Source organism: Streptomyces sp. NPDC054956, assembly GCF_053609185.1.
This window is the reverse complement of record NZ_JBSGXB010000034.1, coordinates 24,348-39,919: the sequence shown is the minus strand read 5'-3', so window position 1 is coordinate 39,919 and position 15,572 is coordinate 24,348. Positions and strand designations below refer to the sequence as shown.

Below are 15,572 nucleotides of genomic sequence, written 5' to 3'. Positions count from 1 at the left end.
CGCCGGCCGGGGCGGGCCACGGGCCCGCGCCCGACCAGTTCCGCTGCCGGGTCAGCGGTAGGCGGCGAGGAACACCCGGGTGCCTGCTGCGGCGTAGTGGTCGAGATCGGCCTCGGTGTGCTGGGCGCTGCCGGTGAACATGGCCTGGTTCACCGGGATCCACAGCAGCAGTCCGGAGAAGTGGTTCGCGGCCAGAAGCGCGTCGTCGATGCGGAGCAGTCCCTGGTCGGCCAGGCGCTGGAAGGTCGCCGCCAGCGTGGCGAGCCCCCGTTGGAAGCCCCGCTCGTACCATTCGGTTCCCAGGTCGGGGAAGACGTCGGCGTTGGCGATGATCAGGCGCCGCAGCTGGATGACCTGGGGGTGAGTGAGGGTCGTCAGGAACTGGCGGGCCAGCCGGGTGAGGCTCTCTTCCAGGTTCGCGGCGTCGGTCGGGATGTCGGCCAGCAGGTCGATCGTGGTGTCGAGCCGGTCGGTGGTGGCCAGCACGATCTCGGAGAACAACTTCTCCTTGTCGGAGAAGTGCTTGTAGACGGTCTGCTTGGACACCGCGGCCCGCTTCGCGATGTCGTCCATGCTCGTCCCCGAGTACCCCTTGTCCAGGAACACGCTGGTCGCGGCCTCCAGGATCGCCTCGTGCTTGCGTACCGAACGGCTGTCCATCGCCGACACCCTCTCCATCGTTCCGTCTCGTCCCCGAAGAGTACTGGACTGACCAGTACTCGTTTGGGTACTGTACGGTCCAGTTCCAAAGTGAAGGGCTTCCCGGCCCGCGTACCGCGTACCGCACAGACACTTGGAGTGGCTTCTCATGGACAAGGTGTTCTCCGCAGACGGCACGGCCATCGCCTACGAGCAGCAGGGCTCGGGCCCCGCAGTGGTGCTCGTGGGCGGCGCCTTCATGACGCGCGGAGATTCCGCCGAACTCGCCGCCCTGCTGGCCGGACGCTGCACCGTGATCACCTACGACCGCCGGGGTCGCGGCGACAGCGGTGACAGCGCGAAGTACGACGTGCAGCGCGAGGTCGAGGACCTGGACGCACTGATCGAGCGCGTGGGCGGCGAGGCCATGGTGTTCGGGATGTCCTCCGGTGCCGTACTGGCGCTGGAGGCCGTGGCCCGGGGCAGCGCCGTCTCCCGACTGGCCGTGTACGAGCCGCCCTTCATCACCGATGACAGCCGCCCGCCGCTGCCCGCCGACTACGTCGCCCATCTGACCGAGCTCGTGGGGCAGGGGGAGTACGGCGACGCCGTGGCCTACTTCATGACCGCGGCCGTGGGCATGCCCGCCGAGGCGGTCGCCGGAATGCGCCAGGCCCCTTTCTGGACCGGCATGGAGGCCACCGCCCGTACCCTGCCCTACGACGGCCAGATCATGGGCGACACCATGTCCGGCCGGCCCCTGCCCGCCGACCGCTGGCAGTCCGTGACCGTGCCCGTCCTCGTGGGCAGCGGGGACGCGGGCGCACCGCAGATGCTCACCGGCGCGCGAGAACTCGCCGCACTGGCCGACAACTTCACCCTGCACGTCTTCCCCGGCCAGGAACACGGCATCGCCCCGGAGGTCCTCGCCCCGGTCCTGACGGACTTCTTCACCGCCGGAGAGAACGCGTGACCGAGGTCTTCGCCAGTCCGGGCAGCCCCGGTTGCCCTAGAGGGTGGCGACGGCCCGGGAGCGGCTGACCGTTGCCGTACCCGTACGCCACGAGGCTCGGTCGGATCTTGCATGATGACCCGCATGAACACGGAAACATGCGACCCGGTCGAACTGGCTGCCCTCCGGGAGATGTTCGGGTCCCGCCCCGACGCGGCGCCGCCGGCCGGCTGGGAGGCGGTGCGGTCCTTCGAGGCGGAGCATCGCATCGTGCTCCCGGAGCCCTACCGCACCTTCGTGGCGGAGATCTGCGACGGCCTGCGTGCCGGTCCGCCCTACTACGGGCTGCTGCCCCTCGCGGAAACACCCCGGGACTGGGGGTCGGACCGCTCGGAACGGCTGCTGGCCAAGCCCTTCCCGCTCGCGGAGGCATGGTTGTGGGAAGCAGAGGGCGACGAGGAAGCGCTGTCGGTGGAGGAGTTCGAAGCCCGGACGGACCCCGTCTTCGACCACGGTTCACTGCTGCTCGGCACGGACGGCTGTGGCATGTACTGGCACTTGATCGTCACCGGCCCGCAGCGTGGTCACGTCTGGCAGATCGCCGGCGAAGGTGCCATGCCCTTCGGCCCCGAGTCGCCCGACGCCATCATGCCCGGCACCCCTGGCTTCACGGGCTGGGCGACCCACTGGGCCCAGGGCCGCAGCTGGTTTCCGGATGCCTAGGCGGGGCCGTTCGATCAGTGCGGGATGCGCCGCTGCGCGCCTGGCTGCTCCGTCCGGTCGGCTTCGTCCGTCACCCGGGTCCCCGGATGCAGCAGTGCGCACAGGAACGCCGCGCCCAGGGCGATGGCCATCCCGTAGAAGACCCACTGGTTGCCCGCGGCGTAGTCCGCCCGGATGGCGCGGCCGGAGCTCCGTATCAGTGCGGCCGTGGGCCCGTCCCCGGTGGGCTGATGGTCGTCCGGATGGCCGGTGATCGCCTCCGTGACGCCGCGCGCCGCGCTGCGGGCCTCGCCCTCCGGCATGCCGGTCGCGGTGAGCGTCGAGGTCACCCGGCTGGTCGTGGCGTGGATGAGGACCGTGCCGAAGACCGTCATGCCCAGGGCGGACGCGTAGTTGCGCAGCGTCTGGGTCAGGCCGGTGACCTCGCCGTACGAGGAGTCGATCGCCCGGTTCACGGCGTCGGTGGAGGCCGGGGAGAGCAGGAATCCGATGCCGGCTCCGGCGAGGCAGATGTAGGGCCACTGGTCGTGGGCCGACAGGACGGTCAGCTTCCACGCCCACAGGGCGAACCCCAGACAGCCGAGCGCCGAGCCGAGCAGCATCGCGGGCCGGGCACCGCGTGTGTCGAGGATCCTGCCGCCGGCCTGGGCCGCGAGGGCGAAGCCCGCGAAGAAGTACAGCAGGTAGAACCCGGCCTGATAGGTCGAAGCGCTGAGCGAGATCTGCGCGTACACCGAGGCGAAGAACATCACCGGGACGAACGCCAGCATCGCGCAGAAGAGCACGAGGACGTCGGCCGTGAACGCCCGGTCGCGGAATACGCGCAGCTTGATGAGGGGATCGACGGTCCGCAGTTCGTGCCTGCAGAAGAGCGCGATCACGGCCGGCCCGCCGATGATGCACGCCCATGTCGCGAGGGCGCCCCAGCCCCAGGACGCGGCCTGCTGCAGTCCGAGGACGCTCAGCCCCAGTCCGGCGGCGACGAGTACGGCGCCCGGCACGTCCAGGCGTTCGTGCCGCCGGGGGTTCGGGATGCGCGCGAGCGCGATGAGGATCAGCGAGACGAGCGCGATGGGGAGGTTGACCCAGAAGATGGCCCGCCAGGTCCAGGTGGTCAGCACACCGCCGAGTAGCGGGCTGACGACGGTGAGCGAGCCGGCCACGACGTAGAAGACGGCCAGGGCCCTGCCCCGTTCGTTGACGGGGAAGGCGCCGACGACGATGGCGATGGCGGCCGGGAAGAGCAGGGCCGCGCCGAGTCCCTGGACGGCACGGGAGAGCACGAGCCAGCTCTGGGCGAACTCTCCCATCGGTGCCGCACTGCACAGCAGGGACGCTCCGGCGAAGACCACGGTGCCGATGACCACCATGCGGCGGTGCCCGAAGATGTCGGTGAGCCGCCCGCCGAGTGCGAAGAACGCGGCGAGGGCGAGCAGGTAGGAGTTGACCACCTGCTGCATGCCGGACGAGCTGAGGCCGATGTCCTGGACGATGTTCGGGGCCGCGATGCTGACGATCGTCTGGTCCACGAAGATCATCGAGACGGCGAAGAGCATGGCCGCCAGGGTGAGGATCCGCCTCGGGCCGCCGTCCCGCCGATCGCGCTGCCCCGGAGGGGACCCGGCCGGCACGCCGTCGCCGGGGCCGCCTTCGGCCCCTCCGCCGCGAGCACCCGGGCAGGCGCCCCCGGCGGTGTCCCCACTGCCGATCACACGACCCATCCTCCCCGCGGGGGATCGGTTGCGCACACCGGGCGAGTGCCCCGGCAAGGACGCCGGCCCGTTTGCGGTGGTCTGCGCGGCCTCGCGCGGATGGGCCGTAGGTACGCGTTCCCCGCGCGGGCACCCCGCTGGCCACCACCGAGATCGGCCTGGCCCGAGCCGCTCCGGCGCGCAGTGCCGTCCCCGCCGCGTCGAAGTGCCGTCCGACCTGGGGCCCTGGCATCCTGGCAGGGTGCCCGAACCCGGCAGTACGGACCCCCGGGCCGATCTGACACCTGCTGACATCGCGGTCATGGTGGTGAGGCAGTTGCTCTGCGCCCTGAGCTGTATGCGGGTGCTCCGTTCCAGCCCGTTCCACGCAGGACGGGGATCGGCCCCGGGCGCCGGGGTGCTCCTCGCCGGCACACCGCTGCTGCTCCGGCGGCCGGACCGGACGGGGTGACGGGAGTGGGACCGTCCGATCGCGGCAACGGCGCACCGCGCGCCGACCGGACCCTTCTGAACGGAGCGCCCGCGCCCCGCAAGAACCTCGTCGTCCTGGCCATGGGCTTCGCCGGCGGCATGGCCATGCTCGACCAGACCGTCGTCGCGGTGGCCCTCGACCCGATGGCGCGGAGCCTGGGGATGACCGCGTCCGTCATGCACGGCGTCGTGCTCGTCTACATCGTCTCGATCTCCGCTTTCGCCCCGGTCGGCGCCATGGTGACCCGCAGGTACGGGCTCCTGCGCACGTTCCGCTTCGGGGCCGTGGTCTTCGCGGTCGCCTCGGCGATCTGCGGATTCGTACCGGCCGGCGAAGCCGCCGAGCCGATGATGCTCGCGGCCCGGGCCGTACAGGGCGCGGGCGCGGCCCTCATGATCCCGGTGGCCACGACGGTCATCACCCAGGTGTACGAGGAGCACGAACGCGGCCGGGCACTTGCTGCCTACGCGGGCCTGGCGCAGGTCTTCTTCGTCCTCGGCCCCGTGGTGGGACCCGTCCTCACCCAATACGAGGGCTGGCGCTCGGTCTTCCTCATCAACGTGCCCCTTGGCGCGGCGACCCTGTGGGTGACCGCCCGGGCCCGGCTGAGGAACGAGGCAGAGGGAGGCCGGCTCATGGTGGTCCAGCCCGCCGCCGTGGCCCTTGCCCTGGTGGTGCTCGTCTTCGGGCTCTACCAATGCGGGGTCTGGGGCATCCTCGACCCCCGCACGCTCACGGTCCTCGCGGCGGGCATGCTCGCGCTGCCCCTCGCGGTGCGGCTCGTCCTGAGGTCCCCGCGCCCCCTGGTCGACCTGCGGCTCTTGACGATCCGTCCGTACACCGTGGCCGTGGCGCTCACTTTCCTGGTCCAGGCACCGCAACTCATCGTGGTGGTGCACGGCACGCTGTTCCTGCGGCAGGCCAGGAACCTGTCGTTCCTGGCCACCGGCCTCTCCATGCTCCCCCTGGTCACGGGCCTGACGGCCGGCACGCTGCTGTCCGGATACCTGCTGGACCGCACCCGGTCGGTCCGGGTGCCCGTACTGGGCGGGCTGCTGGCCGCCACGGTCGGAACGGTGGCCTGGATGATCGCCCTCCACTCGAGCGACTACCTCTGGCACGTCCCCGGAATGCTCCTCGCCGGCCTCGGGATGGGCATGCCCATCCCCTCCCTGAGCGCCGAACTGATGCGTGCGGTACCCGAGGACAAACGGGCGGACGCCTCCGTCCTGCGCCAGACGCTGCGTCAACTGGGGGGAGCCGTCGGCCTGGCGGCGGCCGGGGCGGCGGTCCTGGCCGTCAACAACAACGTGGCCGACGAGGCCGGCATCATCACAGCCGCCGCGGCCCCGGCGGCGTACGTGGTCGCCAACTGCTTCCTGGTCACCGCCCTGTTGCTCGCCGCCTTCCTGCTGCCGGGTACAGGCGGGCGCGGGACGAAGGAGTAGGACGTCCCCGCGGGCGGTGCCCGACACTGGGGTCATGGACCAGATCGAGCAGACTGTCGGACTCGTCCGCGACGTCCTTGAGCCCGGGCTCCTCGGCACCTACCTCCACGGCTCCGCGGTACTCGGCGGCCTCCACCCGGCGAGCGACCTCGACGTGCTGGCCGTCACGCGGCGGAGCATGGACGACCGGCAGCGCGAGGCGCTCCTCGAGGGGCTGCTGGAGATCTCCGGCCTCACGGCCGCCGTCCGGCCCGTCGAGCTCACCGTCGTCGTCCGCTCCGAGGTCCGCCCCTGGCGCTTCCCGCCGGTCGGAGACTTCCTGTACGGCGAGTGGCTCCGCGAAGAGCTGCGCGCGGGCGGTGAGGAAGCTGCCGTCGGCGGGGAAGACGACCGCCAGGGTGTTCGCCAGCGCGTTGGCGACGTGCACGCGCGTGCCGTCCGGGCTCACCGCCACACCGTTGGGGTCGGCATGGGGCTCGGTGCTCACGGCGAAGGTGCCGCTCTGAGCGCCGAGCGGCGGGGTGGTGGCCGCCGAGGCCGGGGCCGCCAGCGAGGCCAGGACGGCCAGTCCCGCCACCCACCCCCGCGCAGGCGTCAACCATCGGTCACGCACGGGGCGCGGCGCCATGGGCTCCCGTTCCGGCTCGTTCAGGACCGCGACAACCGACACCATGAAGGACCTCCTGCAGTGCACGACACCGTTGTGTGATCAGCCAGGGGCCGCCGGGGGGCCAGCCGATGCCCTGTCAGGGCTCTCTCCGACCGCCGAGAGCCCTGGAACCCGCCGCGACCGACGACGTTAGGAACGGCGGACAGGTCCACGGGCCCGACACCCTCGGACGAGAACCGTTCGGACGACCCGAATGGGCCGTCCGGCTCCGACGGCGGCCCGGTCACCGGCCGGCCGGGTCGGGGACAGGATCGGACTCACCGCGCGCGGTGGACCTGCGGCGGGGCGCACGCGGGCCACACTGGGGGAGCGGGCTTCGGGCGGCTTCCCGAGAGGCCCGGAGACGCAACCCGGCGGAAGGGATTCCGGCCGGTGCCGGAAACCTTCGTCGATCGGGCACCTCCACATGAGCGAACTCACGGTCACTGCTCCGAGGAGACTCCTGGCCGGCGGTCTCCTCTGGGCGTCACTGGTCCAGATCTTCATCGTGAACAACGCCGTCGTCATGCCCCGTGCGTCGCGCCAGAGCCTGACGGACGAGATCATTTCGGCGCTGGGCGTCACGCGGTGCGCGAGGGTCGAGGGCATCCGCTTCTGCTCCCCTTGGCACGAGGCCGCGAACAGCGCCTGGGTCGTCGGAGGGGTGTGCCTGGCCCTGGGTGCGATTCTCAACGCGGTGCTGCTCCCGGCCGGCCGGCGGCGGACCGTGACCACCGGCGCCTTCGTCCTCAGCGGTCTCGCCCTCGTCTCGGCCGGGCTCAACCCCTACAACCTCCGCCTGGCACCCCACCTGCTGTCCGCCGGGACGTGCTTCATCGCCGGGGCGGTGGGCGTCCTGCTGCTCGGCAGCGAGTTCCGGCGCATGAACCGCCCCTACTGGGGAGGTACGGGCATCGTGTGCGGGGTGGTGTCCCTCGTGGGCACCGCGATCACCGCGGTGCATCCGCTGCCCTCGTTCCAGGGGCTGTTCGAGCGGGCGTCCGCGTGGCCCAGCGTGTTGTGGATCATCGGTACGGGGGTGCTCCTCGCCCGCGCGGCCTGGCGGACCTCCCACCATCAGGACGATCGGCCCGGGGCCCGCACGGCGCGGGGCGAGGAGGCCTGAGGAACCCGGAGGGTGCCCTGAGGGGCGCGCCGCCGCACGCGCCGATCGCCGCCGCACGCGCCGATCCCCACCTCGTCGGCGTCCGGGATCCGCAGGTTGTTCAGCCCGACGTACCTGTGGCCGTGGCCGTGGCCGCGGCCGAGACCGGACCCGAGGCCTTCACCACCGACCGTCGCCCGACGCCGCGGCGATGTGGGTGTTGGGCCGTAGGGAGTGCCGATGCCCCACACGCCCGGCCTGCCGAACGACCTCCCCCGGCCGGTCCCGCGAGGATGTGTCGCAGGGCCGGGCGGCTACCCGACGGACACCCTCCTCACACGAAAGACGACCTCTGATCATGCCCTTTCCAGAGCCGGAACCGTTTCCGCCCGCTCGGGCGGGGCAGGGCAGTGACTTCGCCCGGCTGTCCAAGAAGATCGGGGCGGCCGGTCTGATGGACCGGCGCCCCGGCTACTACGCCCTGCGCACCGCCGTCGTGACCGCGCTCTACGTCGCGGGCTGGGCAGCGCTCGTGCTGATCGGCGACAGCTGGTGGACACTGCTGGACGCGGTCTTCCTCGCCTTCGTCTTCGGACAGGTCGCCCTGCTCGCCCATGACATCGCGCACCGGCAGGTCTTCCGGTTGCGCCGGGCGACCGAAGTCTCGGGGCGTCTCGTCGGGAACCTCTGCATCGCGATCGGCTACGGCTTCTGGCGGGACAAGCACACCCGCCACCACACCCACCCCAACAACGAGGAGCTCGACCCCGACATCCATCCCAGCGTCATCATCTGGACCCAGGGCCAGGCCCGCGCCGCGAAGGGCCTGCCGCGGCTCGTGGCCCCCGTACAGGCGTTCCTGTTCTTCCCCCTCCTCACGCTGGAAGGGTTCAACCTCCACCTGGGCACGATCCGGTCACTGGGGGACAGGTCCCTGAAGAACCGGGGCTGGGAGGCGGCCCTGCTCGCCGCGCACTTCGCCGCCTATCTCGGCGCCCTGTTCCTGGTGCTGCCGCCCGGCAAGGCGATCGCGTTCCTGATGGCCCACCAGTGCCTCTTCGGCATCTACCTCGGCTCCGTCTTCGCCCCCAACCACAAGGGCATGCCGATCCTGCGGGGCACGGACCGGACCGATTTCCTCCGCCGCCAGGTACTGACCTCGCGCAACGTCCGGGGAGGCCGGATCACCGACATCCTCCTCGGCGGCCTGAACTACCAGATCGAGCACCACCTCTTCCCGAGCATGCCCAGCCCGCACCTGCGCAGGGCCCAGCCCATCGTCCGCGCCCACTGCCAGGAGCTCGGGATCGGCTACCACGAGACCAGCCTGACCGAGTCCTACCGACAGGCCCTCGCCAGCCTCCACGACGCGGGCGCCCCGCTCCGCGAAGCCCGCACGAACTGATGCCCCCGAGACCGCCCGGCCGCGGCGGCCCGCACCGCGCCCTCCCTGCCCCGCGCCGGGTCGCTGGGACCCGTATGCGAGGAGAAGCACTCCCGGTCCACACCACGACAGCTGAAGATCCTCGGGGCCTTCCGTACCCGCCGGCTCGGAGGGTTCCCTCGCGTGGAGGCCGGTCCAGGGGTGGTCCGGCGCGCGTCTTAGGGTGACCTCATGGATCTTCAGGGCGAATTGACCGAGCACCCTTACTCCGTCTACGAACGGCTGCGCGATTCCGCGCCCGTGTGCCGGATCACGGGTACTGACGGCATGCCGGCGTGGCTGGTCACGCGGTACGACGACGTACGTGAGGCGCTCGCCGATCCGAGGCTGTCCTTGGACAAGGCCAACGCGGCCGAAGGCAGCTACCGGGGGTTCTCCCTGCCGCCTGCCCTCGACGCCAACCTGCTCAACATGGACGCCCCGGACCACACGCGGATTCGCAAGCTCGTGGGCCGAGCCTTCACCCCTCGCCGCATTGAGCAGCTGCGGACACCGATCCGTGAGACGGCGGATCGCCTCCTTGACGCACTGGGCCCGGCGGGGAGCGCGGACTTGGTGGCCGCCTACGCGGCTCCGCTGCCGATCACCGTCATCTGTGACCTGCTGGGGATCCCCGAAAACCGTCGTCTCGACTTCCGCGTCTGGACCGACGCGCTCATCGTCCCCGACCCGAGCCGTCCCGGGGCCGCGAAGGAAGCGGTGGTCGCGATGCTGGGCTTCCTCGCCGATCTCGTGGCGCACAAGCGAAGCCGGCCCGCGGACGACCTGCTGTCCGACCTGATCGCCGTCCGGGACGGGAACGGAGACCGCCTCAGCGAGGACGAGTTGCTGTCGCTCGTCTTCCTCATTCTCTTCGCCGGGTACGAGAACACGGTCCAGGCCATCGGCAACGCGGTCCACGCCCTCTTGCAGCACCCGGAACACCTGGCACTTCTCCGCAAGGACCCCTCGAGGATCCCGGCCGCGGTCGAGGAACTCGCACGGTTCGAAGGCCCCGCCCTCCTCGCCATCCGCCGGTTCCCGACCGAGGACGTCACCATCGCCGGGGTCACCGTCCCGGCGGGGGAGACGGTCCTGCTCTCCCTGTCCGCCGCCAACCGCGACCCGGCACGCTTCGCGCAGCCCGACACCCTCGACTTCGACCGCGACACCGCCGGCCACCTCGCCCTCGGCCACGGAATCCACTACTGCCTCGGCGCCCCCCTGGCCCGCGCCGAGACCGAAATCGCCCTGGCAGCCCTCCTGGAGCGCTATCCCACCCTCGAAGCCGGCGGGCCCGCTCCCCAATGGCGCCCGTCCATGCGAGCCCGCGGCCTGAAGGAACTCCCGGTGCGCTACGCCGCGGAGCGCCTCTCGGACTGAATCGATCCGACCGCGAAGGATCATCCCGGCGGGTGAAGCACCGATCCTTCGGCTGACAGGTCACCGACGGCTGATCCGCGGAGGTGGTGACGGCCTTCCGCCCATCGAGGGTTGAGGGATGAGAGCCCGATCTCGTTGAACTCGTGGATCACACATACACGTCAGTTGTGCCGAAGACCGACCGCCAGCGTCAGTTCAAGGACCCGCTGTGGCGATGCGAGATCCGGAAACAGCTCCCGGATCTGTGACATCCGGTACCGGACCGTTTGGGGATGCACGAACAACGCCGCCGCCACCTCGTCCCGCCTGCCCTGGTGCAGCAGCCACGCGTGCAACGTCTCCTCCAGCCGCCGTGCCGTCGCGACGGGCAGGGCCCGCAACGGTGCGAGGGCCCGGGCACGCAGGTCTGCGAACGCGTCCGCGTCGGCGCTCAGCACCAGCTCGGGCAGGTGGTCCTCGGTGTCGCGAATGTCCGAGGAGAGGGAGCGCGCGCGTGCGGCTCGTGCGTACGAGGCGGACGCGCGAGTCCACGGCCGGGCCGGGCCGACCACGGCGGTGCGGCCGGTCAGCTGCCGCAAGAGATGGGGTCGGTCGGCATCGGGGACGAGCAGCACACCGGTGGCGTCCGGCAGATCGTCGAGGACGAGGGTGCTCGGGTCGAGCGCGCGGTAGGCGGGCCGGGCCTGGGCGGCGGGCAGCAGGACCGCGGTCAGCGAGACCGGAGGCTGCCAGCCGGCCCGTTGCACAGAGGCCAGCAGTACGTCCGGGCTCGCGTCGGCGAGGAGATCGCGGGCCAGGTGTTCCAGGTGGCGCTCCTGGGCCCTGCCCCGGGCGGCCAGTTCGTCGGCGTGGCCCGCGGCGCTCGCGGCGGAGAGCTCGTCGATGTAGGCGAAGGTCAGCTCGGCGAACTTGGCGACGTCGGCGGCGGGCAGACCCACGGGTACGGCACCCGCTGCCAGGCATCGCCAGGCCACGCGGGCGCCCACGCGGTAGGCGCTGAGGAGGGCGTCCATCGAGCGGCCGTCGCGCACCTCGCCGCGTCCCAGTTCGTAGGCCGCGTCACCGGCATCGCCGCCCGTGGCCTTCCCGCTCGCGAGGTCCAGGTAGTGCCCCAGGGCGGTACGGACGGATCGGCGGATGGTGGCCCCCATGCGGCCCGAAAGAGCGTTGGCGTAGGGAGGGACCTCGTCGATGATCGCCTGGACGACCTCGTCGGCGGTCGTCTTCAGCGCGGCCCGAAGTACGGTGACCGTCGTCTCATCCAGGGCCAGCTCGCTGGCCCTCCTGATTGCATGACTCACGTTCTGTTCCCTGCGAACAATTCAGCCGACCAGATTTACGTCCTGTGGTCAGGACTTTACGCCTTGGGGCGCAGCAAGCTGGGGTCATGACGAGTACAGCCCTCCGCAGCAGGGCGTGGAAACTGCTGGAGATGGTCACGACGCCGCTGCTGCCGTCGGACTACCTCGACCTGGTGAGCCCGCTGCGTGCGGGTGCCGACCTGCGTGGGCGCATCGAGGCCGTGCACCCCGAGACGGGTGACGCCGCGACCATCGTGATCAGGCCGGGACGGGGCTGGCGCGGCCACACGGCCGGTCAGTACGTACGGATCGGGGTCGACGTCGACGGGGTGCGTCTGTGGCGTGCCTACTCCATCACCTCGCCGACGAACCGCCAGGACGGCCGCGTCACGATCACCGTGAAGGCGATCCCGGACGGCAAGGTCAGCAACCATCTGGTCCGCAGGGCGAAACCGGGCACGCTGATCCAGCTCGACCAGCCGACCGGTGACTTCGTGCTGCCGCGGGCCAAGCCGGCCAAGGTGCTCTACCTGACGGCCGGCAGCGGCATCACGCCCGTGATGGGCATGCTGCGCGACGTCGAGTTCGACGACGTGGTCATGGTCCACAGCGCGCCGCAGCCGCAGGACGTGATCTTCCGCAGCGAGCTGCACGAGCTGGTCGCGGACAAGAAGCTGCGGCTCACCGAGGTGCACACCGACACGGACGGCGTGCTCGACATCGCCCGTCTCGACGAACTGGTGCCCGACTGGGCCGAGCGCGAGACCTGGGCCTGCGGGCCCGCGGGCCTGCTCGACGCCGCCGAAGAGCACTGGACCGAGCACGGCGTACAGGAGCGCCTGCACACCGAACGCTTCCGCCCCGGCATCGTCGTCACCGGCGACGGCGGCGAGGTCACGTTCAGCGCCACCGGCAAGACCGTCGACGCGGACGGCGCCACGCCGTTGCTGGACGTCGGCGAGGAGGCCGGCGTGCTCATGCCCTCCGGGTGCCGCATGGGCATCTGCTTCGGCTGCGTCACGCCGCTCAAGGCGGGCGCCGTCCGCGACCTGCGTACCGGCGAGATCACCGAGGCCGAGCCCGGCGTCCTCATCCAGACCTGCGTGTCCGCCGCGGCGGGCCCCTGCGACATCGAACGGTAGGAACACCTTGACCGCCATCGACCCCACGGCCCACCTGACCGCGGAGCAGATCGAAGAGCTTGGCCGCGAGCTGGACGCCATCCGCGACGAGGTGATCGCCAGCCGCGGGGAGAAGGACGCCGCCTACATCCGCAAGGTCATCTCGGCGCAGCGCAAGCTCGAGCTGGTCAGCAGGGGAGTGCTGCTGTTCTCGATCTTCCCGCCCGCGTGGCTGCTCGGCACCGCCGGTCTGTCCGTGGCGAAGATCATGGACAACATGGAGATCGGCCACAACATCCTGCACGGCCAGTGGGACTGGATGCGGGACCCGAAGATCCACTCCACCACCTGGGAGTGGGATCACGTCTCGCCGTCCGAGCAGTGGAAGCACTCGCACAACGAGCTGCACCACACCTACACCAACGTGATCGGCAAGGACAACGACCTCGGCTACGGCATCATGCGCGTCGACGAGGACCAGAGGTGGCACCCGTTCCACCTCGGCCAGCCGCTGTGGAACTTCCTCAACGCCTGCTTCTTCGAGTACGGCATCGCAGCGTACGACCTGGAGCTCGGCAAGAACCTGCACAAGCGCCGCCGCAAGAACCCGGAGTTCCGCGCGCGGGCCAAGGCCGTGGGCCGGAAGATCCGCAAGCAGGTGCTCAAGGACTACGTGATCCACCCGCTGCTGTCGGGCCCGTCGTTCCTCACCACGCTCGCCGCCACGTTCACCGCGAACCTGGTCCGCAACATCTGGTCCCACTCGGTGATCATGTGCGGGCACTTCCCCGAGGGCGTACAGGTCTTCGAGCGCCGGTCGATCAAGGGCGAGACGCGCGGCCAGTGGTACCTGCGCCAGATGATGGGCTCGGCGAACATCAGCGGCAGCAAGGCCATGCACTTCATGACCGGCAACCTGTCGCACCAGATCGAGCACCACCTGTTCCCGGACCTGCCGAGCAACCGGTACGCCGAGGTCGCGGTGAAGGTGCGCGCGCTGTTCGAAAAGTACGAGCTGGAGTACGTCACCGGGCCGCTGCCCAAGCAGGTGTTCTCCGCGTGGCACAAGGTCTTCCGCCTCTCGCTGCCGAACAGGAAGCCCAAGGTCAAGACGCCGGACCGCGAGCGGGAGCTCGTCGCGGCCTGATTCCCCGTACTGCTTCAGAACCTTCGACCGGACCCGGCGGCACCGCCGGGTCCGGTGCTGATCATGCTGATCGAGGCGGGCGGTGGCGTCGTCGCTGCCCCGCATCGTCGGGGTTCTCGGGCCCGTACCAGGGCCGAAGTCGCAGGTACCCAGCCTGCATGGCGGGGCCGACGGGCCCTTCGACGCCGTACCGGGGTTGGCCCTCGTACGGGAGGGCGCAGAGGATCGAGGTCACGACGACCTCGATCGCCCCGGGCACGCGACGGCGCGTCCCGGCCGCCATGTGCCGGGGCGTTACCCCATGCGTCAGCACCACCCGTGTGCTGCACAGGGTTTGGCCGTCAGCGGGTGACGGGGTTTCTGACCGTCGACGGGTCCTTTCAAGTGGGGGATTGTCGTGCAGCGGCCTTTGCGGGCTGGTGTCACGTTTCGCGGGGCTGTCCGGTCTGAGCGGGTGTACGTGACGGACGCGCGGCCCCGGCAGCCCCTGGGCCGCACCCTCGTGGAGGTGGCGCTGGTGAAGGACCCGAAGACGGACCTGGCGGCCAGGGAGAGCAGTCGGACCCGTGGATGGCTCCGCGCCGGGCAGGTCTTTCTGGCTGTGACCCAGTTCGGCGTCGGATGCTGGGCGCTGCTGTTCCCCTACTCGTTCTTCGCGATTCCCTGGGTGGGCATGGGGATGGCCTACAACGTCCACCTGATGACGGACTACGGCGCCATGAGCCTGGCCACCTCCGTGGCGCTCGGCGCCGGAGCCCTCACGATGCAGCGGGCCGTGATCAGCACCGGCCTCGTGGTGTACCTGGTCTTCGCCGCACCCCATCTGGTGATCCACATCGGGCTGGTGCACCACCTGGCTCCGGGCCACCGCGTACCGCTGCTGACCGCATTGACGCTGGCGGCCGTCATCCCGACGGCCCTGTTGGGCCTCGCTGCCCGCCTCGGCAGGGCACCGGCCGGACACGTTTAGGCCCTCCCTTCCGGATCTTGCCGGTCGAGCCCACGCCGCCCGAGTGCCGTGCATCGCAAGGCGGAGCGGCTCCCCATGACCGGACGTCCTCAGGTGGCAGTCGCAGGCTGCCCGTTCTGCTCGGGTTCCTACGAGGCCGACCGGGCCGACCTGTTGCGGCACGAGAAGGAGATCGCCGCACACCAGTCCTTCAACTACGCGCTGTTCGACGCGGCGGAGACAGCTCTGCTCGGCTGCGTCTACATCGACCCGCCGGAGAGGGCCGGACCTCCTGACCCATGCCACCGGCATGAGCCGGAATCAGGGGCATCGGCAGGTTGGCTCATTACAGCCCTGGAGGCCGGTCTTCCCCTGCCGGGGCCCCGAACTCCGTTTTCCGGACCGGCCCGTCGCCTGGCGCGATGGGTGCTCGCCCGGCCGGCCCACGGTCAAGAGGGCCTCTGTCCGGTACGGACCTGGGGGTGGCCGTACGGGGTGCCATAGCGTTTGCGTCGCCCCGTACACCCGGGGCTTTCGTGACGAGAAGG

General features: G+C 70.7%; 12 protein-coding genes and 2 pseudogenes. 11 read left to right on the top strand and 3 right to left on the bottom strand.

Annotated features, from left to right (window positions below):
• Positions 1–51: 51 nt before the first annotated feature.
• Entirely contained in the window at positions 52–660 is a 609-nt protein-coding gene (locus ACWGDE_RS09410; protein WP_453388398.1) for a TetR/AcrR family transcriptional regulator, read from the bottom strand.
• A 133-nt stretch (positions 661–793) separates the two neighbouring features.
• Between ACWGDE_RS09410 and ACWGDE_RS09405 the strand changes: the two genes are divergently transcribed.
• Positions 794–1,612, top strand: coding sequence for an alpha/beta fold hydrolase (locus tag ACWGDE_RS09405; RefSeq protein WP_453388397.1), 819 nt, complete (start codon positions 794–796; stop codon positions 1,610–1,612).
• 111 nt (positions 1,613–1,723) lie between these two features.
• A complete protein-coding gene (locus ACWGDE_RS09400) occupies positions 1,724–2,314 on the top strand; it encodes an SMI1/KNR4 family protein (protein ID WP_453388396.1) in 591 nt (196 codons plus the stop codon).
• A gap of 14 nt (positions 2,315–2,328) precedes the next feature.
• Here the strand turns inward: ACWGDE_RS09400 and ACWGDE_RS09395 are convergent, their stop codons facing one another.
• The gene (locus ACWGDE_RS09395; protein WP_453388395.1) at positions 2,329–3,870 is read right to left on the bottom strand and encodes an MFS transporter; all 1,542 of its coding nucleotides are present in this window, start codon (positions 3,868–3,870) and stop codon (positions 2,329–2,331) included.
• Between the two features lie 612 nt (positions 3,871–4,482).
• Here ACWGDE_RS09395 and ACWGDE_RS09390 point away from each other — a divergent pair.
• The 5 genes and pseudogenes from ACWGDE_RS09390 to ACWGDE_RS09370 all read left to right on the top strand — a co-directional run bounded on the left by ACWGDE_RS09390 (position 4,483) and on the right by ACWGDE_RS09370 (position 10,506).
• Positions 4,483–5,946, top strand: coding sequence for an MFS transporter (locus ACWGDE_RS09390; protein WP_453388394.1), 1,464 nt, complete (start codon positions 4,483–4,485; stop codon positions 5,944–5,946).
• 34 nt (positions 5,947–5,980) lie between these two features.
• Positions 5,981–6,307: pseudogene (locus tag ACWGDE_RS09385) on the top strand (nucleotidyltransferase domain-containing protein); the annotation flags it as partial.
• Positions 6,308–7,022: 715 nt separating this feature from the next.
• Positions 7,023–7,721: a DUF998 domain-containing protein gene (locus ACWGDE_RS09380; RefSeq protein ID WP_453388393.1), complete on the top strand. Its 699-nt coding sequence runs from the start codon at positions 7,023–7,025 to the stop codon at positions 7,719–7,721.
• A gap of 337 nt (positions 7,722–8,058) precedes the next feature.
• Positions 8,059–9,105 carry a fatty acid desaturase family protein gene (locus ACWGDE_RS09375; protein WP_453388392.1) on the top strand — a complete coding sequence of 349 codons (1,047 nt, stop codon included), beginning with the start codon at positions 8,059–8,061 and terminating at the stop codon, positions 9,103–9,105.
• Positions 9,106–9,315: 210 nt separating this feature from the next.
• Positions 9,316–10,506 carry a cytochrome P450 family protein gene (locus ACWGDE_RS09370; RefSeq protein WP_453388391.1) on the top strand — a complete coding sequence of 397 codons (1,191 nt, stop codon included), beginning with the start codon at positions 9,316–9,318 and terminating at the stop codon, positions 10,504–10,506.
• Between the two features lie 161 nt (positions 10,507–10,667).
• Here the strand turns inward: ACWGDE_RS09370 and ACWGDE_RS09365 are convergent, their stop codons facing one another.
• The gene (locus ACWGDE_RS09365) at positions 10,668–11,807 is read right to left on the bottom strand and encodes a helix-turn-helix domain-containing protein (RefSeq protein ID WP_453388390.1); all 1,140 of its coding nucleotides are present in this window, start codon (positions 11,805–11,807) and stop codon (positions 10,668–10,670) included.
• Between the two features lie 86 nt (positions 11,808–11,893).
• Between ACWGDE_RS09365 and ACWGDE_RS09360 the strand changes: the two genes are divergently transcribed.
• From ACWGDE_RS09360 to ACWGDE_RS09345, 4 genes and pseudogenes are all read left to right on the top strand, one after another.
• The gene (locus ACWGDE_RS09360) at positions 11,894–12,949 is read left to right on the top strand and encodes a ferredoxin reductase (RefSeq protein ID WP_453388389.1); all 1,056 of its coding nucleotides are present in this window, start codon (positions 11,894–11,896) and stop codon (positions 12,947–12,949) included.
• A 7-nt stretch (positions 12,950–12,956) separates the two neighbouring features.
• A complete protein-coding gene (locus ACWGDE_RS09355; RefSeq protein WP_453388388.1) occupies positions 12,957–14,075 on the top strand; it encodes a fatty acid desaturase family protein in 1,119 nt (372 codons plus the stop codon).
• A gap of 460 nt (positions 14,076–14,535) precedes the next feature.
• Positions 14,536–15,045, top strand: coding sequence for a hypothetical protein (locus tag ACWGDE_RS09350; RefSeq protein ID WP_453388387.1), 510 nt, complete (start codon positions 14,536–14,538; stop codon positions 15,043–15,045).
• A gap of 126 nt (positions 15,046–15,171) precedes the next feature.
• Positions 15,172–15,312, top strand: a pseudogene (locus ACWGDE_RS09345) (N-acetyltransferase); the annotation flags it as partial.
• Positions 15,313–15,572: the final 260 nt, after the last annotated feature.

Bases quoted from the DNA above. Each gene is read 5' to 3' on its own strand.
- ACWGDE_RS09360 (WP_453388389.1), top strand. From the start codon at position 11,894: ATGACGAGTACAGCCCTCCGCAGCAGGGCGTGGAAACTGCTGGAGATG.
- ACWGDE_RS09380 (WP_453388393.1), top strand. From the start codon at position 7,023: ATGAGCGAACTCACGGTCACTGCTCCGAGGAGACTCCTGGCCGGCGGT.
- ACWGDE_RS09400 (WP_453388396.1), top strand. From the start codon at position 1,724: ATGATGACCCGCATGAACACGGAAACATGCGACCCGGTCGAACTGGCT.
- ACWGDE_RS09370 (WP_453388391.1), top strand. From the start codon at position 9,316: ATGGATCTTCAGGGCGAATTGACCGAGCACCCTTACTCCGTCTACGAA.
- ACWGDE_RS09395 (WP_453388395.1), bottom strand. From the start codon at position 3,870: ATGCTCTTCGCCGTCTCGATGATCTTCGTGGACCAGACGATCGTCAGC.
- ACWGDE_RS09375 (WP_453388392.1), top strand. From the start codon at position 8,059: ATGCCCTTTCCAGAGCCGGAACCGTTTCCGCCCGCTCGGGCGGGGCAG.
- ACWGDE_RS09410 (WP_453388398.1), bottom strand. From the start codon at position 660: ATGGACAGCCGTTCGGTACGCAAGCACGAGGCGATCCTGGAGGCCGCG.